Genomic DNA, 19,447 nt, shown 5'->3' with positions numbered 1-19,447 from the left:
TCCAGGTTCCTCTCCCGTCTATACTGTGCCTCCAGCTCCTCTGCGCTTTCAGTCCAATCGATTGGGGCAATCCTACGACCCATTCCCCAATCCTACTATAGGTGTCACCTCGAGGGAGATTTGGTATTAGGACGGAGGGAAGCCTTAGGGGATGGCTTTGGCTTTTGTTCCTAGGGATGGTGCTCTTGGTTCTGTTGGGGGCCGCCTTGCGGGGCAGGGAGTGGTGGCCGAAGGTGGTGGCGCATCCGGAGCGGCAGAGCCTTTTCCGACTAGCCCGCCTCCTTCTGGCCCAGGGGCCCCCCTCCCTGCGGAGTGTGGCGGTGCGGACGCTCACAGGTCTTCTGCGGCAACGGGTACAGGGGTGGGAAAAGTGATGAGAGGTCAGCCGAGGGGCGGATTGCCTCTGCTGTGGAGGCGGTGGGGGGTGGACAGGTCAAGCTGTTCAGTGGGAACGCCAACCGGCCCCTGGCCGAGGCCATCGCCAGGGCCCTGGGGGTTCGCCTGGGGGAGGCTGTGGTGGAGCGCTTTCCCGATGGCGAGGTGCGGGTGCGTTTGCAGGAGAGCATCCGGGGGGACGATGTGTACCTCATCCAGCCCACCGCCCCCCCGGTCAACGACAACCTAATGGAGCTACTGGTTCTGGCCGACGCGGTGCGCCGCAGCAGCGCGGGCCGGATTAATGCGGTGATTCCCTACTTCGGCTACGCCCGGCAGGACAAGCAGACCCAAGGGCGGGAGCCCATCACCGCCCGGCTGGTGGCGGGCTTACTCGAGCACGTGGGCATCCACCGGGTGATTACCGTAGACCTTCACGCCCCCCAGATTCAGGGTTTTTTCTACCATCCGGTGGATGAGCTCTCCGCGGTGCGGCTTTTCGCGGAGTACCTGGAGGACCGCGGGCTCACCCAGAACGCGGTGGTGGTCTCGCCCGACTCGGGTCGGGCCGAGCAGGCCCGCCGGCTTTCCGAACGCCTCAACCTCCCCCTGGCCATCCTGGCCAAGCGCCGCACCGGGCCCCTGGAGACCCAGGTCAGCTACGTCATCGGCGATGTGGCGGGGAAGCGGCCCCTTATCATTGACGACATCATCTCCACGGGCGGCACCATCCGTCGGGGGGTGGAGGCCCTGTTGGCGGCCGGGGCCGCGCCGGAGGTGGTGGTGATGGCCTCCCATGCGGTGCTGGTGGGGAACGCCCGCGAGAACCTGGCCCACCCGGCCATCCGGGAGGTGGTCTTTACCGACACCATCGCGCTAAGCCCGGATTTGGGTTACACCATCCTGCCCACCGCCCCTCTTTTGGCCCAGGCCATCCGGCGGGTGCACACCAACCAGTCGGTGAGCGTCCTCATCTGAAGCTGCGCTGGCGGGCGGCCTCGTAGAGGACCAGGGCCGCGGTGACCGAGACGTTCAGGCTGTCGGCCTGGCCCCACATGGGCACCCGCACCCTTGAGGTGGCTCGAGCCAGCCACGCCGGCCCTAGGCCCTGGTGTTCAGGGCCCAGCGCCAGGGCTACCGCGCCCCTCAGGTTCGCTTCCCAGTAGGTCTTTTCGGCCTGAGGGGTGGTTGCTACCAAGGGAATTTGGTGCCGCTCTAGCCACCCCCAGGCCTCCTCCTCACCCACGGAAAAGCAGGGCAGGCTGAAGATGGCCCCTGTGGAGTTGTGCACGACCTGGGGGCTGTAGAGGTCGGTCCCCCCCACCGCCAGCACCGCGCTGGCTCCAGCAGCCTCAGCGGAGCGGAGAATGGCCCCCAGGTTGCCGGGCTTTTCTATGCCCACCGCCAGGAGCACCAAGGCGTTCTTAGGGGGGGTGTGGCTGGACAGGGAGGTCCGGGGGATTCGGGCCAAGGCCACCAGGCCAGCGGGATTCTCCCGGTTGCTGAGCTTTTTGAGTACGGCCTCGGAGGCCAGGAGTATAGGAAGCCACGGCAGGCGGTCCAGCCCTGCCGCTACCCGCGCCTCCTCGGGGTTCAGGTTCTCCCCTCGATAGACCTCCACCAGGCCAATGCCAGCCTGCAGGGCTCGAGCGATCTCCCTCGCACCCTCAATGAGGAAAAGCCCGGTTTTTTCTCGCTCCCTCCGCTCTTTGAGCGCGGCGGCAGCCTTGATGCGGGGGTTGGCGGGGGAGGTAATCCGCATCCCTAGCCTTGGGCCTCCCGCACCTGGCGTTTGATGCGCATCAGCACCGCCTGCAGCCCGCGCAGGCGTAGGGGGGTGATAATTTCCTCCAGCCGGGCCAGGGTGTAGAAGTCCTCCGGAACACTCAGCACAGCCTCTGGGCTCTCTCCTTCCAGCCCTTCGGCGAGCATCCCGGCAAAAGCCCGCACCGTGGGGGCCTCCTGGGGCGCATCAAAGTAGAGGTGAACCCGCCGGTCTTTTATCTCGGCGTGTACGAAGAAGGGAGTGGTGCACTCGTGCACCTGCTCGAGCTTCCCCTTCATCCCTTCCGGCAGGGGGGGCATCTTCCTGGCGAATTCCAGAAGCATCTCGGTTTTGAGCGCTTTGGGTACGCTTCCCAAAGCCTTGACCACGTTTTGCAACCTGGGTGGAAGCTGGGCCAGCCGTTCCTCGGCCATACGCCCAGGATATAGATTTTTTCCCTGGTTTTCGAGATGGCACGATGGGACTTTTTTCCCTGGTTGCCTTCCGGTATCGGTGGTACAAGTAGCCTGCCGCCACCCAGGCGGGCCCACCAAGGCGGCCGAAGGTCTTCCTCCCTGGCCTTTGGCCGCCTTGGCCTAGGCTTTGCTCAGGCCGAAGCGAGCGGTGCCTTCCTCGTCGGAAAGCTCGGTGACGAAGCCAGCGGGTTCGGCCTCGAGGAGCGAGAGGGCCAGGGTCTCCTCCTGCAGCCTAGCCCCGTGCCGCCTCAGTGCCTCGGCGTACTTACCCTGGGCCTGGTAGGTCAGGTGGATGCGGTCCGAGACCGCCAGGCCCATCTCCTTGCGGGCCTGCTGCACCAGCCGGATGAGGTCGCGGGCTAGGCCCTCCAGGAAGAGCTCCTCGTCTACCCGCACCTCGAGGGCCGCTAGGTACCCCCCCTCCTCCTGGGCGGCAAAGCCCTCTGGGGAGAGGGCTTCCAGCAGGACCTCCGAGGGCTCCAGCACAACCCGCTCACCCTCAATCTCCAAGCTCAGGGCCCGCCCGGCCTTGACCGTCTGGGCCACCATGCGGCCGTCCAGCTCGGCCAGCGCGGCTCGGATTTGCGGCACCCGCTTGCCGTACTTCTTTCCCAATGCCGGCAGGTTGGGGAGCACCCGGTAGGAGAGGATTTCCTCGCCTAGCCCCAGGACCTCCACCCGCTTCACATTGAGCTCTTCGGCGATTTCGTCGGCAAAGTGGCGCAGCCCCTCCCGTTCGCCCTCGCTGGGGGCGGTGGCCAGGAGTCTGGGTAGGGGCATCCGGGTCTTGATGCCGCTTATCGCCCGGGCCGACCGGGCCAGCCCCACCACCCGCACCACCGCGCCCATCTGAGTGAGCAGGGCGCTGTCCTCGAGCTGGGGGTCTGGCTCGGGCCACTCGGCCAGGTGTACCGACTCAGGGGCTCCTGGCTCCACCGACCGCACCAGGTTTTGCCACAGCGCTTCAGCGATGAAGGGGGTGAAGGGGGCGGTGAGCTTGGCCACGGTAACCAAGGCCTCCCACAAGGTGGCGTAGGCCGCTTCGCGGTCGGTTGCGTCCTCGTTTTTCCAGAAGCGCCGCCGGTTGCGCCGCACGTACCAGTTGGAAAGCTCATCCACGAAGGCCTCTAGGGCCTTGCCCGCCCCGCGGGCGTCGTAGGCCTCGAGCCCCTCCGTGACCTCTTGGATAAGCCGTTGCAGCCGGGCCACCAGCCAGCGGTCCATCTCCGGTCGCCTTTGGACCTCGGGGCGGTTTTGCAGGTTGGGCTTATCCAGGTTGGCGTAGAGCACGAAGAAGCTGTAGACGTTCCACAAGGTGCCCAAAAAGCCTCGCTGGGCCTCCTGCACCAGCCGTTCGGAAAAGCGCTTCTGCTCGCCCGGCTCAGAAGCGGTAAAGAGATACCAGCGCACTGCGTCGGCCCCGTACTTGTCAAACATGGGCAGGGGCTCCACCACGTTGCCCTTGCTCTTGGACATCTTGTGGCCCTTTTCGTCCACCAGATGCCCCAGGCAGATTACGTTTTTGAAGCAGGGCTCCCCGTAGATCAGGGTGGAGATGGCGTGCAGCGAGTAGAACCAGCCGCGGGTCTGGTCAATGGCCTCGCAGATGTAGTCGGCGGGGAAGTGGCGTCGCCACAGGCGGTAGTTCTCCTCGGTTCCAGGCAAGGGCTGGTCCTTTTCGTCTAGCATCAGGTGCCACTGGGCGTAGGGCATGGCCCCGGAGTCAAACCACACGTCCAGCACTTCTGGTACCCGCCGGAAGGTTTTGCCGTTTTTGACGAAGGTAATCTCGTCCACATAGGGGCGGTGCAGGTCTAGGCCCTTTAGGTCCTTGCCCACCAGCTCCGAAAGCTCCCTCACGCTCCCCACACAGACATACTCCGAGCCGTCCTCCGAGACCCAGAAGGGCAGCGGGGTGCCCCAGTAGCGTTCCCGGCTGATGGCCCAGTCCACGTTGTCCTTGAGCCAGTTGCCAAACCGACCGTGCTTGATGTGGGGGGGAATCCAGTTAATCTTTTCGTTGTTTTCGTATAGCTCCTGCCGGAAGTTGGAGGTCTTGATATACCAGCTCGGCTTGGCGAAGTAGAGGATGGGATCGCCGGTGCGGTCGTGGAAGGGATAGCGGTGGCGAATCTGCCCGGCGTGGTAGAGCAGGCCCCGCTCCTTCAGGATGCGGATCAGGCCCTTGTCGGCGTCTTTGAAAAACTTGCCCCGCTCCTCGGTGACCCGCATAATTCCGTACTCATCGGTACCGAAGAGGAGGGGAACCTCGTACTTGCGGGCTATCTCCAGGTCCTCTGCCCCGTATACCGGCGCTTGGTGGGCCACTCCGGAGCCGTCCTCGGCGCTCACGAACTCGGCCAGGGCGATAAAGTGCATCACCGGCCTCCCATCGGGGCGCCTTTCCCCTTGGGCCTTCACCGCGCCCAGCTCTACGCACACCTCCGGGAAAGGGGGCAGGTACTCCCATCCCTCCAGCTCTGCGCCCTTAAGATGGGCGAGCACCTCGAGCCCCTCCTTGCGCAACGCCCCCACCCGCTCCACCGCCTGGGCGGCCAGCACCAAGTGGCCTACCGAGGGGGAGCGCACCAGCGCGTAGTCCATCTCTGGGTGGACCGCGGCCAGGGTGTTGGAAGGCAGGGTCCAGGGGGTGGTGGTCCAGACCAGAATGGCGGGCTCCTTTAGCTCCTCCAACCGCACCCCCTGGGCCTCCAGCCTGGCCCGCGCTGCCTTGGGGGTGGTTTCCAGCCGCAAGGGGAAGCGAACGTAGACGCTGGGGTCGTCCACCTCCCGGTAGCCGTCGGCGATTTCGTTTTGTGAGAGGGTGGTGGAGATGCGAGGGGAAAGGGGCACCACCTTATAGTCCTGGACGATCATGCCCCGGTCCCACATCCGCTTTAGGAGGTTCCAGACCGACTCAATGTATTCGTTGCTGTAGGTGATGTAGGCGTTCTCCAGATCAAGCCACATCCCCATTCGCTGGGTGAAGTAGTTCCAGTCCTCAATGTTGGCAAAGACCCACTGGCGGCACTGCTGGTTGAACTCGGCGATCTGTTCGGGGGTCAAGGACTTGCGGCCCAGCACCCCAAGCTTCTTTTCCACCGCGATTTCTACCGGAAGGCCGTGGGTGTCCCACCCGCCCTTGCGGGTCACGTGGTAGCCGCGCATGGTCTTGTAGCGGGGGAAGATGTCCTTGAAGGCTCGAGCCAACACGTGGTGCATGGCGGGTTGGCCGTTGGCGGTGGGGGGTCCTTCGTAGAAGACGAACTCCCCTTTGGGGGCCTCCTTCTGGTCTGACTTGACGAAGATGTGGTTTTCCTGCCAGAAGCGCAACACCTCCTCCTCGAGCTTGGGGAAGTTGGGCTCGCCTACTGCCTGAAAGGGCTTTTTCTCCTCTACCATACCCGCTCCTAAAACAAAAACCGCGCCCTGCTTTCCGGGTGCGGACGAGAAAACTCCCGCGGTACCACCGCACTTCCCGGGACTTCCCCGGGCCCTCTTTGGCGCTGTTTCGGGCGCTCCCGCCGGGTTCTACTCGGGCCTTCCCTTTCTTCCCGGATTAAAGCAGGGGGATTTTCAGCGTCCAGGTTGCCGCCCGGCTCGCACCCTCCCGGGCTCGCTGCGTGGGCCTTGGAGGCCTACTCGTCCCTGCCCTTTACACGGGTTGCCGCCTGTGTTATATTCCACTGCTGGCAACCGGCTATCCTGCATGGTAGCAAGCTGCTAATCCCCGCGTCAACAATCTTGCTTCTCATCCGAGGTCGGCGCTATACTCGGCCTATCAATCCGCACAAGTGCGCCCATGCGGGAAGTCTGGAAGGAGTGAGGATGGACTTATACCTGGATACAGCGGACCTAAGCGAGATCAAGGAGATTGCGGCCTGGGGCGTGCTCTCCGGGGTGACCACCAACCCCTCCCTCATCGCCAAAACGGGCCGCCCCCTGGAGCCCACCATCAAGGAGATATGCCGGGTGGTGCAGGGCCCGGTCTCGGCGGAGGTCATCTCGACCAGCGCCCCAGAGATGATCGCCGAGGGGCGGAGGCTGGCCGGGATAGACCCGCACGTGGTGGTCAAGCTGCCCACCACGATAGACGGCCTAAAAGCCTGTAAGGCCCTCTCTTCGGAGGGCATCCGGGTCAACATGACCCTGGTTTTCTCCGCCAACCAGGCCCTCCTGTGTGCGAAGGCTGGGGCCTGGTGCGTTTCCCCGTTTCTAGGGCGGATTGACGATATCTCCTGGGACGGGATGAGGCTTATCCAGGAGATCGCCGAGATTTACCGCGTCCAAGGTATCGCCACCCGCATCCTGGCCGCCTCCATTCGCCATCCCCGCCACGTGGCCGAAGCCGCTCGGCTGGGCGCCCATATCGCCACCATGCCTGCCCGGGTCTTCCAACAGCTCGTCAAGCACCCCCTGACTGAGGCGGGCCTCGAGGCCTTCCTCAGGGACTGGGCCAAAGCGAGCGCAACCCTATAGGAGTCTCCCATGCCCAAGACGACCGCTGCTGATCCCAACGCCGAAGCCCAGGTTACGGTAACCCGCACCGGGAAGAAGATTCGGCGCAAGCCACAGAACAACGTTCCCCTGAGCTACCAGGAACTGGCCAACCGAATCCTGCCTGAGCTGCACCTGCTCGCCGCAGAAGCTGGCATCCCCAACTACAAGAAGCTCTCTAAGGATGAGCTGGTCATGCTCTTGCTTTCGCGGGAGGCCAGCGAGGAGGGGCTGGTCATCGCCAAGGGCTACCTAGAGATTAGCCCCGATGGCTACGGCTTCTTGCAGGAGAACCTCTACGACCTCGAGTCCCGCACGGTCATCGTTTCGGCGGGGCTTATCAAGCAGTACCAGCTCCGCAGCGGGGACTACGTGGTGGGCCGGGCCCGCCCGGCCCGTGAACACGAGCGCTACGGCACCTTGATGAAGGTGGAGGCGGTCAACAACCTTGACCCCGAGGCCGCGGCCAAGCGCCCCAGGTTTGACGACCTTATCCCCCAGTTCCCCGATAAGCAGATCATCCTGGAAACCACCCCAGATGAGGCCTCCACCCGTGTAATTGACCTCCTGGCTCCCATCGGCCGGGGCCAGCGGGGCCTTATCGTGGCCCCACCCAAAGCCGGTAAGACCACCCTGCTCAAGAAAATCGCCCGGGCTGTACTAAAGAACGAGCCCGACATCAAGGTCATCGTCCTGCTCATTGACGAGCGCCCGGAGGAGGTGACCGACTTCCGGGAGTCGGTAGAGGGGGCCGAGGTTATCGCCTCTACCTTTGACGAGCCCCCGCAGAACCACATCCGGGTAGCGGAATTCGTCCACGAGCGCAGCCGCCGTATCGTGGAGGAGGGGGGGCATGTGCTCATCCTCTTGGACTCCATCACCCGTCTGGCCCGGGCCAACAACCTGGTCACCCCGCCCACCGGCCGTACCCTCTCGGGCGGCCTTGACTCCGCTGCGTTGCACTTCCCTAAACGCTTTTTGGGGGCAGCCCGCAACATCCGGGGAGGGGGCTCGCTGACCATCCTAGCCACGGCCCTGGTAGAGACCGGCAGTCGCATGGACGACGTGATTTTTGAGGAGTTCAAGGGCACCGGCAACATGGAGCTGCACCTGTCCCGGCGTTTGGAGGAGCGGCGCATCTTCCCGGCTATAGACATTCTTAAGTCGGGCACCCGCCGGGAGGAGCTTCTTTTGGGGGAGGAAGTGCTGCAAAAGATGTGGCTCCTTCGCAAGGTGCTCGCCGACATGGACCCCGCTGAGGCCATGGAAATGCTCTTGGCGAGGCTCTACCGCACCAAGTCCAACAAGGAGTTCCTTGCATCCTTGGGGGGGAAGTAGGTATACTCCCTGCGGAAGTCGCCGGAAACCCTGGGCTTGCCCCTGAGTTTCCGCAGTGGGGTTTCCTGGCCCCAGCCCGCAAGGAGGTCGGCTTTGTCCATTGGCGAAATCTTGGGCGGTGTGCTGGCGACGGGGGTTCTCGGTCTGCTCCAGCCCAACCTGCCCGGAACCAAGATCACCGTGGAAGCCCCAGCCCGCAAGGGATGGGTGCTCTACACGGTGCAGCCCGGCGATACCCTAAGCGCAATCGCCCATCGCTACCGTGTGGATGCCCGGGCCATCATGTACAGCAGCGGTCTTCAAAGCGCTCATCTGCGTCCCGGCCAGCTTCTGCGCATCCCGTTGGTGGACGATACCCCCAGCGAGGTGCGGCTGCCCCCGGGGGTGCGGGCCTATATCGTGCGGCCTGGCGATACCGTTGAGTCCATTGCCCGCCGCTTTGACCTTACGCTGCTGGGTTTGGTCTCGGCCAACCCGGAGCTGAAAAGCCTGGACCGGCTCGAGGTAGGCTCCACCCTCTACATTCCCACCGGCGAACCCGGTTTGCTGGTGCGCCTGAAGCCGGGGGAGACCGTTCATGACCTGGCCCAGCGCTATCGGCTGCCCCTACCGGTGGTGGCCAGGGCCAACGGGCTGGTCTCTCCCACGGAGGTTGGGCCGGGCGATCTGGTCCTGCTTCCGGGGGTTCAGGCCAAGGCCACCTACGAGCGGCTGCTCCAAATCCAAGAGGCCGAGCGGAGGGCCCGCGAGGAGGAGCGCCGCCGGCTTGCTGAGGAGCGCCGCCGGCAGGAGGAGGCCCGGCGCCGCCAGATAGCCGAGCAGCGCCGGGCTCAGCTCCAGACACGCTCCCCAGCACAAGCTCAGCCTCAGCTCCGCCGGGCCAACGCGGTGGTGGCGGCCGCGGGGTACCGCTGGCCCATGACTAGCTTCACCATCACCACCTATTTTGGCCGTCGGGGGGTGTTCCAGCGCTTCCACACCGGCATAGACCTGGCAGCCCCGGTGGGCACGCCCATCTATGCGGCCCGTGCCGGCCAGGTGGGGGTGGCGGGCTGGAGCCGCTTTGGCTATGGGCTCCACGTGGTGCTGGACCACGGTGGCGGTCAGGAAACCCTTTATGGCCACATGTCCCGCATTGTGGTGCGTCCTGGGCAGTGGGTGGAGCGTGGCCAGGTCATCGGCTATGTGGGTTCTACGGGATGGAGCACCGGCCCCCACCTGCACTTTGAGGTTCGGGTAGGGGGTGTCCCCCGCAACCCCATGGCCTTTCTTCCCTAGTGCTGTCGGGGGTGTAGAGGATTTTACTGGGTTGTAGATAAAAATTTCCCGAGCATGATAAATCGTGAATAAAATCACTTGAAAATCCGAGCCAACGCCAAGGCCTCGGCCAAGCCGCAGTTTTCCACCCGCTCTACCACTCGCTGGGCAGCCCGTTTGACCTGCTCGGGGGCGTTGCCCATGGCGATGCCGAGTCCAGCTGCCTTTATGAGCTCCAGGTCGTTTTCTCCGTCGCCCACCATGGCCGCTTGGGCCAGGGAGAGACCCAGGCGGCCTGCCACCCACTCCGCTGCGCTGCGCTTGGAGACCCCTGCCGCAGTTACCGAGCTGAACCCACTCCAGGCATCCCGGGGCTGGTGGCTTCGTGGAGTTCTACGCTTGGGATTTCCAGAATCTCTTGCCGCGCTGCCTCCCAAGCAGGGGAGAAACGCCACACGTACTGGACCCGCACGACCTGGCCGGGAACCTTGTCTAGGGGAAGCTCTTCCGCCGCGAAGCCCAGCATGGCCTCGTGTTGAAGTAGGTCAGGGTGGGAGACCTCTCGGTAGAAGCCCCCTTGTGCGGTGTAGACTTCGAAGGGGATCCCGTGTTTTCGGCTCAGCTCGAGAAGCCTGGCGTAGGCCTGTGCCGGCAGGCTCAAGACCCTGACCGCTGACCCTTGGCCTGAGACCACCACCGCCCCCGACTCAAAGATGTGCAGGCCCTGAGGATCCAGCCGCTTCGCGTACTCCAAGGCGAAGCCCCGGCCTGGCCGCCCAGTGCAGATGCTTAGGTGAAGCCCGGCCCGCCGGGCTTGCTCGGCCGCTTCCCAGGCGCACTCGGGGACGCCCGAGGGGCCAAAGAGGGTGCCATCTACATCTATCAGCGCCAGCCGAATCCTGCTCATACCCCTCTTGCGTTGCCTAGCTCGAGCCATCCGTCCTTCGCCACCACTGCTTTGCCTCCGATATAGACCGCCAGGATGTTCCCCGCCGGCCCATAGCTGACCCGCACCTCCACCTCGCCTGGTCCGCCCACACGGTGCCCTTGTACCACCTGTAGCCGCACCTCTCCTTCCCAGCGGGGGACCACCCCTGCCCGGGCCAGCATGGCCCCCAGGGCGGCGTTGGGGGAGCCGGTGACCGGGTCCTCGGGGATGCCCAAGGCTGGGGCGAAGGTGCGGGCGTAGAACCGGCGCGGTCCGATGGGGGCGTAAACATGCACCGCGGCCACCCCCAGCTCCGCCGAAAGGCGGTTTAGGGGCTCCATCTCCGGTTCTAGCGCGTCCACCAGGCCGGGGGCCACCACCGGCACGAAGAGCGTCCACAGCCCGGTGAAGGTGATGCCATAGGGGAGCCCGCGGTGCAGGTAGCGCTCGTTGGCCCCCAGCGCCTCGGTAATCTCCTGGAGGGCCCGCCAGGTCGGTGGGTCGCGGAAGCGGGGGACGGGGCTTTGCACCAAGGCCAGCTGGTCCTCGAACCGGGCCACCAGCGGTCCGCCGATGCTCCGAAAAAGGGTTTGCGGTGGCTTAATCCGGCCCTCTTGGGCTAGGCTGTGGGCCAAGGCCACCGCAGCGTGCCCGCTGAACTCCACCTCCCCGGCTACGGTAAAAAAGCGCACCTCAAAGCTATTGTGGTCCCAGTCGGTGACGAAAGCCGCCTGGGCCTCCCCAAGCCGCCTGGATATCCACTGCATCTCCTCTGGGGTAAGCCCTCGCGCGTCCAGCACCAAGGCCACCCGGTTGCCACCGCCCACCACCTCGGTGAAGGCGTCCGCTAGCCTGTAGGCCACCCCAGGGCTACCCACGGGATACCTCCTGCCACCTCATCCCTCACCCCTCAGCCGCAGCCCCAGCGCCTCGAGCTGGGCCTCCTCCACCGGGGCCGGGGCCCCGGTGAGCGGCTCCTTGCCCTCCTTGTTCTTGGGGAAGGCAATGACCTCGCGGATGGAGTCCTCGCCGGCCAGGTGGGCCACGAAGCGGTCTAGCCCCCAAGCAATGCCCCCGTGGGGTGGGGCGCCGTAGGAGAGGGCCTCGAGCAAGAACCCGAACTTCTCCTGGGCTTCCTCCGGGCCGATGCCCAGCAGGGCGAAGATGCGCTCTTGCAGGTCGCGGCGGTGGATGCGGATGGAACCCCCGCCGATCTCGCTGCCGTTGAGCACAAAATCGTAGGCGTAGGCCCGCACCTTTGCGGGTTGGCTATCCAGCAGGTGCAGGTCCTCTAGGTTGGGGCTGGTAAAGGGGTGGTGCATGTAGGTCCACCGCCCGGCCTCCTCGTCCCACTCCAGCAGGGGAAAGTCCACCACCCACAAGAACTTAAAGCCGGGCTCAATCAGCCCAAGCCGCCGGCCTAGCTCGAGCCGCACCGCCCCCAGGCTCTCCACCGCCTTGCGCCAGGGACCGGCCACGAAGAGCAGGGTCTGGCCCTCCGAAACGGTCAGCCTCTCCAAGAGCGTGGGGGGGATGAATTTGGCGATTCCACCAGTAAGCGCTCCGTTCTCCAGGCGGGCCCAGGCCAGGCCTGCCGCTCCTTTGGACTTGGCCAGGGCCTCGAGCTCCTCGATCTCCTTGCGCGAAAGGGCCTTGGGGGCCGCCAGGGCCTTGACCACCTCGGCCTCGGCGAAGGCCCGGAAAGCGCCCCCTTTGAACACCTCAGTTACGTCTTGGAGCTCTAAGCCAAAGCGCAGGTCGGGCTTGTCCGAGCCAAAGCGGTTCATGGCCTCGGCGTAGGGGAGGCGGGGGAAGGGGAGAGGGAGCTCCACCCCCAGCACCTCGCGCAGGATGTAGGCGGCCAGCCGCTCGTTGAGCTCGATGATGTCCTCCTGCTCCACAAAGGACATCTCCATATCGAGCTGGGTGAAGTCGGGCTGGCGGTCGGCCCGCAGGTCTTCGTCGCGGAAGCAGCGGGCAATCTGGAAGTAGCGGTCGTAGCCGGCCACCATCAGCATCTGCTTGAAAAGCTGGGGCGACTGGGGCAGGGCGTAGAAGTGGCCCGGCTCGAGCCTCGAGGGCACCAGAAAATCCCGTGCCCCCTCGGGGGTGGAGCGGGTTAGGTAAGGGGTCTCCACGCCGATAAAGCCCTCCGCGTCCAGAAAGCGGTAGATGGCGGCGATGACCTTGTGCCGCAGCCGCAGGTTGTCGTGCAGCCGCTTGCGCCGCAGGTCCACCACCCGGTGCTTGAGCCGCACCTCCTCGGCGACGTTCTGATCCTCCTCGCCACGCCAGCCCGCATCGATGGGGAAGGGAGGGGTTCGGGCCTCCGCCAGGACCTCCAGGTTCTGGGCCAGCACTTCCACCGCGCCAGTAGCAATCTTCTGGTTGACCTGCTCAGCTGGCCGGCCCCGCACCACCCCCTCTACTCGGATAACCCATTCCGAGCGCACCCGGCTGGCCTCGGCAAAGCAGGGCGCATCGGGGCTCACCACGACCTGTACAAGCCCCTCGCGGTCGCGTAGGTCTATGAAGATAAGCCCGCCCAGGTCGCGTCTTCGGTTGACCCATCCTTCCAGGGTTACCTTCAGGCCGGTGTGCTGTTCGCGCAGGTGGCCACAATAAAGCGTTCGGCGCATGGGCTTTAGCATAACCTTTTGTGAGGGCTTCTCAAGAGGAGATTGGGCCGGATTTCAGATAAAAACTTCACGAGCAGAATAAATCGTGAAAAATATCACTAAAATCCCCAACCGCCCCCAACAAAATCACAAAAACCCCCCCAAAGAGGGAGGGCGGAGGCATTTAGTTACCGCGAGCAGTCTAGCTTGAAACGCAGGCTGGGGTTGGGGGCGCTGAAGGCCAGATTGTACTTCTGCTTGATGCTGTTGGTGTCCATCTCGATCAGGAGCTTGGTCGGGGCGTCGGTGCGGCTGCTGGTGAACTTGAGCTTTGTGGTAACGCCAGCACCCTGAGGGATGACGGCATTGTAGATTTTAGCTTCGTAGGATTCGCGGGCCAGGGCATTCCCCTCCATACGCTGGGTGGTACCGTCGGCAAAGGCCAGGGTAAGGCTGCTGGGGTCTTTGAAGCCGGCGTTCCAGGCCTCGAGGGTTTTGGGGGTGGCGTTGCGCACCTCAAAGTCTATGGCCCAGCCCTTGAGGCCGTTTTCGTCAAACGCCTCAACCTTGGTAGCCCGGGCCCGCCAGATGCCGTTGTTGAGCCACTCGTTCAGGCAGCCCTCGAGGCTGGCCCGCTGGTCGGCCCCGGCTACCGGCGAACCGCTCAGGTTCACGGTATTGCCCGAGACCGAGGCCGTAACGCCCAAAGCCCGCAGGGCGCTCACCGGTACATAGGTCTGCCCGCCCACCACAATGGCCTTGCTGCTCTGGGCCTGTCCATTCACCACCAGGTTGAGCTGCCGCTGCACGGCCTGGGCCAGCACCAGCCCCAGCACGCCCACCCCTAGCCAAGCCAAAATTCTGCGGTTGTTCATAGTTGCTCCTTTTAGAGGTCTATAGTTCATAGTCTATAGCCAATAGTAACCGTCCTCTGACCCAAGACTATGGACTATCGAACCTAGCTTACGGGCTTTGCACCGTCCCCATGCCGGTTAGGAAGGTGGCGGTGAGGGTGCGGCTCGAGATGGTGCCCTGTACGCTGCTATTTTCCTCGGCAATCAGGTAGAAGGTTTTGGGGCCCGCACTGTCTACCGGAAATACCCGCTCGCTGCTTACGATATAGCGATAAGTCCAGGCGGGCAGCCCGCCGGGAAGCGAGATGCGCTTGTCCTGGTCGGGGCGGATGGTATCGGCGGTGTTGGAAACCGCCAGGGTGAACATCGCGCTCGAGGTGCCGGTGTATTCCACGTTGAGCTGGGCCGTGGCGCTCACCCTCACATACCCCGGCCCCGGCACATTTATGGTCACGCTGTCCACAGCCGGGGTGGTATCGGTGATAGCGACGGAGTCGGACGCGGCGGTCTGGGCCACGCCGGGGAGGGCGTTGTTCAGCGCGGCAAAGTTGGCGTTGACCTCGGCGGCCCGGATGGGACTACCAGCGCTAAAGGTATGCGGCAGATTGATGCCGGCCAGGGCCCAAAAACCGAGGGTGGACAACCCGATGCCAAGCGCCAAAAAGAAGAGGTTTTTGTTGGACATATCCCACCCTCATAAACGCACGCTGACTCCGCCCCGCAGGCCAAAACTGGCGCCCGGCCCGTTGAAGGTGAAGACCCCTTCCAGGAAGGTATACACGTTGCCGGTGGGCAGCTCGAGGCCCGCCGCCAGGGCGAAGATGGGGCCGCTCACGCCCCCTCCGGAGAACCCCAGACCCACGCTGGGGCCGGCATAGAGAGGAACAAGAACCCAATTATCCAAGCGTTTCCCATGCCTACCCTCGATCAGAGTTGCTTGATAACCAGAACATTGAACTTGGCCCCGTTGGGCATACTGCCCCCATCGGCCCGGAAAATGCGCCAGCGGCCCGCAACACTATCGTAGGAAACCCCGATGGGCGCAGGGATAACGGGGTCGGTATCGTTGCTGAGATGGGTGACGGTCAGGATGGCGTTGGGGTCGCCGTTAATCATGGGGTTGTCCAGGGTGGTGCGGCTGGCGTTGATGTTGTCGAGGGTGGCGGTGTGTACGAAGGCCGCTTTGTTGCTTCCGCTTACCGCAATGCTGCCACTAACCCGCAAGGCTGTCCCACTGCTGCCGGTGGCAACCGCAGAAACCGCTACCCCACCTATCGCCCTTCCCTCAATACCAATGCCGCCGCCGTCCGAGCTGCCGATAACGCCCCATCCGGAGTCAGCAACATTGCCCCAAACGCCCGCCCCTAAAGCCCCAGCCTCGCCCCGTACACCTACACCACCCCCGTCGGACTTGCCCAAAACCGCGTAGCCCGTGGCGGGTATTTCGCCTCGAATCCCGGTTCCGCCAGTCGCATTGTTGCGCAGCTTGAAACCAGGGTTGGTTCCATCGCTGCCGGTCAGGTTGGCTCCAAAACTCGCTCCTGTGGGCCGCGCCTCGAGCGCCTCGATGGCCGTGCGCAGGGTGGTGAAGTTCTGGTTGACCTCGCTGGCCTTGATAGGCGTACCTGCGCTGAAGCTGGTAAGCGACCCCACACTCAGGGCCCAGAGTCCAGAGGCCACGATGCTCGCACCCAACACAAAAAAGAACAGGTTTTTCCCACGCATATCCACACCCCTACTGCCAGTTGGCCTGATCCCACCGGCTGTTGTCCCAGATGCCTGCGTTGCCGCCGCCCCCACCTCCGCAGGCCACCAGGGTAGCCAGCATGAGGGCCAGAAGAGCGAGCCGTCTAAGGGTTTGTTTCATGGGTTGCTCCCTTGGTGATGGGGTTAGCGAATCCCAAACACCTGTCCCCCCGAGGCCCGGCAGAGCTGCTCCAGGTACTGCAACAACTCTAGTGGGCTGTTGAAAACCCGCTCTTCTTGGGTCTCGGGGTCGAGCAAAACCGCCCGCCAGGGCTGCTGAGGCGCAGAAGGCTCGAGGTGCAGCACCAGGTTGAGGGATTTGGGAGGCTTCGGCTCCATCACCGAGCCAAGGGTAGCCCGGTGGGCGTCATTGGGGCGTCATTGCCAGGCGGGCCTGGAGGGCCTCCGCGCTGACGCATTGAAAACGGGGCCGGCCTTCGTGCAGGGTGAGGGCCTGCTCGAGGTCGGCCCGGGCATTCTTGAATGCACCCAAAGCCAGCCAGGCCCCGCCCCGGCTGTACAGCGCGTTGATCCGCTGGGCTTCGCTCTGAGCAGCTTCCAGGGCTTGCTGGGCCAGGCGCAGGGCGGCCTTGGGGTTTTGTTGCATAAGCTCGAGCTCGGCGTAAAGCTGCCGTACCTCGGTCCCGCCCCAGTGCAGGACCTCCGAAAGTGCCAAAGCCCGCTCGAGGTCGGCGGTGGCCAGGGCGGTCTGGCCCTGCCCCAGCCAGGCCTGGGCCCGCACCAAAAGGGCTACTAGCTCCTAGCGCTGCACCCCGGCCTGGCGGGATTTCTCGACCAGGGCCTCCACCTGGGCTGCTGCCTCGTCGAACCGCCCCAGGCTGTTCAGCACCCGGGCCCGCACCCCTCCAACGCGCTCTTGCAGAAGCCAGAAGCTCGAGGGCGCCGGGGTGTGCCGCTGCATCTGGGCCTCGGCCTGCGCGGTCAAGGCCAGCGCCGCCTCCGGCTGGCCAGAGAGCATCAGGGTCAGGCTGTGGCAAAGCAGGGCCTCGATTTGGTGGTAGGGGGTGAGGCTTTGGGCCAGCTTGAGCGCCTCCAGCCCGTCCTGATAGGCCTCCTCCAGCAACCCCAGGTCGCGCTGGTAGTGGGTGACGAAGACCAGCGGGTAGAAGGCCTCGGCCACGGAGACCTGCAGTGCGTACCGGTAGGCCTGGCGGCTGGCCTCCAGGGCGCCTGCCAGGTCGTGTCGGTCGTCGAGGGCCATGCTGCGAAAAAACCAGACCTGGGCCTGCTCGAGGGCGGTCTGGGCCATTTGCTGCAGACCCTCGAGCTGCTCGAGCTGGGCCTCGGGGCTGGCTAGGCCCACCTGTCGGCCCAGATAGAAGCGCCGAGAGGCGGCCTCGAAGCGCCGGGGATGCCCTGAGGGCATGGCTTCCAGAGCTTGCCGGTAGTACCCGTCGGCCTCGCAGTAGGCCCGCAGGCTGTGGGCCTGCTGGGCAGCCTGGAACCACCAGTCCGCAGCCTCCTGGAGCTGTCCAGCAGCCTCGAAGTAGCCCGCCACCCGGGCCGGATGGGCGCCCCGTCCGGCGTAGTGCCGGGCCAAGCGGGCCGAGATGAGCCGGCGGCGGTCGGGCCCCAGGGCCTCGGCAATGGCGCGGGCCATTAGGTCGTGGCTAAAGCGGTATCCCTCCGGAGCCGGGTCAATCAGCCGGGCCCGCCGGGCCTGCTCCAGCGCTTCGGATACTTCCCAGTCCGAAAGCGCGGTGGCCTCGGCCAGGAGGGTGCAGTCAAAGCTGCCGTCGGCGACCAGGGCAGCCACCTCGAGGCATCGCCCTACCGCCGCACCCTGGCGCTCCAGACGCGCCAGAATGACCTGGCGCACACTGGGCGCGATGGGCAGTTCGGCGTAGTCGTGGGTGGTTTCGTCGTAAGGGGTCTCCCAGACGTCGCCCTCGCCCAGGCGTAGCGCTCCCGACTCGAATAGGCCGCGCAGGGTCTCTACCACAAACAGCGGGTTACCCCCGGTGGCCTGGTAGAGCCGCCGGGGAAAAAGCTGTGCGGGTCGCCCCGAGAGCCGGGCCACCAGCTCGGCCACCTGGGGCTCGCTCAAAGGCTCGAGCTCGAGCCAGACCGCTACCTGGCTTTGGCGCCAGTCCTGGTAGCGCCGGGCTACCTCGGGTGCTAGTTCGTCGGGCCGGAAGGTGGCGATGAGCCGGGCACCTCCCAAGCCTGCCGCCAGGGCCCGCAGGCTCCAGGGGTCGCTGTAATGTGCGTCTTCGCTGAGAAACACCGGGCTGCCGGCCAGGGCCAACAGCTCCCCCAGCGCAGCAAAAAACCGCATCTGGCCGGCCTCGTCCAGCGGTGGCGGGGGGATGTCCGATAGCCCGGGAACCAGCCGGGAGGCCTCGAGGCGCACCCAGCTTTTGAGGCTTACCCCCGGGTTCGTGTCCAGGGCCCGGTGCAGCCAGCGGGTCATGGAGGCGTAGGGGGTGAGGCCGTCGCCTGGCTGCCCCTCGAGCACGGTGTAGGGCCCTTTGTCGGCCAGAAACGCCTGGGCCAGCCGGGTTTTGCCTACCCCGGCGGGCCCGGCGATGAGCAGGATGCTCCCCGCCTGCCAAGCCGCCTCGAGCCCCTCCAGGGCTGCCTCGCGCCCCACCAGCGGGGGGTAGAGGAAGGGGCCCTGGGGGGCTTTGGGCTGAACCTGGGGAGCCGCTTTGCGCCGGCGGATCTGCTCGGCTAAGGCCTGGGTTTCGGGCAGGGGCTCCAGGGCCAGTTCCTGCCGCAAAACCTCACAAAGCCGCCGGTACTGGCCCAGCGCCGCCTCGGTCTGGCCCAGCGCTGCATAAAGCCGCATGGCCTCGCGGTGGAAGTGTTCTTGCAGCGGGTCGTAGCGGATAAGCTCGAGGTAGTGTTCCAGGGCTGCCGGGGTCTGCCCACTGGCCAGAAGCGCCCCTGCCCGGCCCTCCTGGGCCTTGACCCAAAGCCGCCCCAGCCGCTCGCGCCACTCCCCCAGCCACTCAGCAAAGCCCCCCTCCTCCAGCTCAAAACCCTCCAACAAGGCCCCTCGGTACGAGACCAGGGCCTGGGGCCAGTCCTGCTTTTCTACCTGCTCCCTAAAAACCTGCACGTCCAGCCAAAAGTCTTCTAGCCCCAGCCGCTCACGCCCGGCCCGCAGATGGGGCCCGGCGGAGCTTTTGCCGATCTGGTAGAGCACCTGCCTCAAGCTGTGGCGGGCCTCGGCCTCGGCCTGGCTCCCCCACAAAAGCCCCACCAAGCGGCTACGGGGCTGGTCGCCCTCGAGGGCCAGATAGGCCAGCAGCGCCACCGCTTTGCGGGGCAAGGTCACTTCCTGCCCTTCACGGATTATTCTAGGGGAGCCCAAGAGTTTGATTTGCAGCATGGCATGACGCTTTCCAAACCAGGGGGAATGTGCTGACTACCATCTTGACGAAAAAACCCTCTGGTGTCCATCTACACCTGCCGTCAGGCTTTTATCGTAACCACATACGCAAGCGGTCTCCATTCCCAGTCCACTACCCTATCTAGCCCAGATACCCGACCCCCGCGAGCCCTTGAGGACCCAACATCAATGGCAAGACCTGCTGCTCATCTGCTTGATGGCGGTGGGTTCGGGA

The 19,447-nt window shown here is 64.8% G+C and carries 17 protein-coding genes and 2 pseudogenes; 5 read left to right on the top strand and 14 right to left on the bottom strand.

Going from position 1 to position 19,447, the window contains the following annotated elements:
- Positions 1–116: 116 nt before the first annotated feature.
- Positions 117–374: pseudogene (locus Mlute_RS09400) on the top strand (IS4-like element ISTth2 family transposase); the annotation flags it as partial.
- A gap of 34 nt (positions 375–408) precedes the next feature.
- The gene (locus tag Mlute_RS09395; protein WP_245958922.1) at positions 409–1,353 is read left to right on the top strand and encodes a ribose-phosphate diphosphokinase; all 945 of its coding nucleotides are present in this window, start codon (positions 409–411) and stop codon (positions 1,351–1,353) included.
- Here the strand turns inward: Mlute_RS09395 and Mlute_RS09390 are convergent.
- From Mlute_RS09390 to ileS, 3 genes are all read right to left on the bottom strand, one after another.
- On the bottom strand, positions 1,346–2,137 hold the full coding sequence (locus Mlute_RS09390) for a TrmH family RNA methyltransferase (RefSeq protein WP_119360419.1): 792 nt from the start codon (positions 2,135–2,137) through the stop codon (positions 1,346–1,348). The genes Mlute_RS09395 and Mlute_RS09390 overlap by 8 nt on opposite strands.
- Positions 2,138–2,139: 2 nt before the next feature.
- On the bottom strand, positions 2,140–2,574 hold the full coding sequence (locus Mlute_RS09385; protein WP_119360418.1) for a SufE family protein: 435 nt from the start codon (positions 2,572–2,574) through the stop codon (positions 2,140–2,142).
- 162 nt (positions 2,575–2,736) lie between these two features.
- Positions 2,737–6,018 carry an isoleucine--tRNA ligase gene (gene ileS / locus Mlute_RS09380; RefSeq protein WP_119360417.1) on the bottom strand — a complete coding sequence of 1,094 codons (3,282 nt, stop codon included), beginning with the start codon at positions 6,016–6,018 and terminating at the stop codon, positions 2,737–2,739.
- 426 nt (positions 6,019–6,444) lie between these two features.
- Between ileS and fsa the strand changes: the two genes are divergently transcribed.
- The 3 genes from fsa (at position 6,445) to Mlute_RS09365 (ending at position 9,729) form a co-directional block, all read left to right on the top strand.
- Positions 6,445–7,095: a fructose-6-phosphate aldolase gene (gene fsa / locus Mlute_RS09375; RefSeq protein ID WP_119360416.1), complete on the top strand. Its 651-nt coding sequence runs from the start codon at positions 6,445–6,447 to the stop codon at positions 7,093–7,095.
- A 9-nt stretch (positions 7,096–7,104) separates the two neighbouring features.
- Positions 7,105–8,451, top strand: a complete 1,347-nt coding sequence (gene rho / locus Mlute_RS09370; protein WP_407942648.1) for a transcription termination factor Rho — start codon at positions 7,105–7,107, stop codon at positions 8,449–8,451.
- A 93-nt stretch (positions 8,452–8,544) separates the two neighbouring features.
- Positions 8,545–9,729, top strand: a complete 1,185-nt coding sequence (locus Mlute_RS09365; protein ID WP_119360415.1) for a peptidoglycan DD-metalloendopeptidase family protein — start codon at positions 8,545–8,547, stop codon at positions 9,727–9,729.
- Positions 9,730–9,803: 74 nt separating this feature from the next.
- On the opposite strand, the pseudogene Mlute_RS09360 reads toward Mlute_RS09365, so the two are convergent.
- The 11 genes and pseudogenes from Mlute_RS09360 to Mlute_RS09320 form a co-directional block, all read right to left on the bottom strand.
- A pseudogene (locus tag Mlute_RS09360) lies at positions 9,804–10,615 on the bottom strand (HAD family hydrolase).
- Positions 10,612–11,514: a PhzF family phenazine biosynthesis protein gene (locus Mlute_RS09355; RefSeq protein WP_119360414.1), complete on the bottom strand. Its 903-nt coding sequence runs from the start codon at positions 11,512–11,514 to the stop codon at positions 10,612–10,614. Before Mlute_RS09355 ends, Mlute_RS09360 begins: the two are co-directional and overlap by 4 nt.
- 18 nt (positions 11,515–11,532) lie before the next feature.
- On the bottom strand, positions 11,533–13,275 hold the full coding sequence (aspS, locus tag Mlute_RS09350) for an aspartate--tRNA ligase (RefSeq protein WP_119360413.1): 1,743 nt from the start codon (positions 13,273–13,275) through the stop codon (positions 11,533–11,535).
- A 167-nt stretch (positions 13,276–13,442) separates the two neighbouring features.
- On the bottom strand, positions 13,443–14,129 hold the full coding sequence (locus Mlute_RS09345; RefSeq protein WP_119360412.1) for a hypothetical protein: 687 nt from the start codon (positions 14,127–14,129) through the stop codon (positions 13,443–13,445).
- A gap of 88 nt (positions 14,130–14,217) precedes the next feature.
- Positions 14,218–14,793: a hypothetical protein gene (locus Mlute_RS09340; protein ID WP_119360411.1), complete on the bottom strand. Its 576-nt coding sequence runs from the start codon at positions 14,791–14,793 to the stop codon at positions 14,218–14,220.
- Positions 14,794–14,802: 9 nt separating this feature from the next.
- Positions 14,803–14,943 (bottom strand): hypothetical protein, encoded by a 141-nt coding sequence (locus tag Mlute_RS15625; RefSeq protein ID WP_220452071.1) that lies wholly within the window; start codon positions 14,941–14,943, stop codon positions 14,803–14,805.
- A gap of 92 nt (positions 14,944–15,035) precedes the next feature.
- Positions 15,036–15,833, bottom strand: coding sequence for a DUF7452 domain-containing protein (locus Mlute_RS09335; RefSeq protein WP_119360410.1), 798 nt, complete (start codon positions 15,831–15,833; stop codon positions 15,036–15,038).
- Between the two features lie 10 nt (positions 15,834–15,843).
- Complete coding sequence (locus Mlute_RS16465) at positions 15,844–15,975, bottom strand: hypothetical protein (protein ID WP_281270858.1); 132 nt, start codon at positions 15,973–15,975, stop codon at positions 15,844–15,846.
- 23 nt (positions 15,976–15,998) lie between these two features.
- Positions 15,999–16,196: a hypothetical protein gene (locus tag Mlute_RS09330; protein ID WP_220452070.1), complete on the bottom strand. Its 198-nt coding sequence runs from the start codon at positions 16,194–16,196 to the stop codon at positions 15,999–16,001.
- Positions 16,197–16,221: 25 nt separating this feature from the next.
- On the bottom strand, positions 16,222–16,596 hold the full coding sequence (locus Mlute_RS09325) for a hypothetical protein (protein WP_147371057.1): 375 nt from the start codon (positions 16,594–16,596) through the stop codon (positions 16,222–16,224).
- Positions 16,597–16,614: 18 nt separating this feature from the next.
- Complete coding sequence (locus Mlute_RS09320; RefSeq protein ID WP_119360407.1) at positions 16,615–19,212, bottom strand: BTAD domain-containing putative transcriptional regulator; 2,598 nt, start codon at positions 19,210–19,212, stop codon at positions 16,615–16,617.
- Positions 19,213–19,447 lie beyond the last annotated feature (235 nt).

This window comes from Meiothermus luteus, assembly GCF_003574085.1.
Lineage (GTDB): Bacteria > Deinococcota > Deinococci > Deinococcales > Thermaceae > Meiothermus > Meiothermus luteus.
This window is presented reverse-complemented; position numbering and strand designations above follow the sequence as displayed.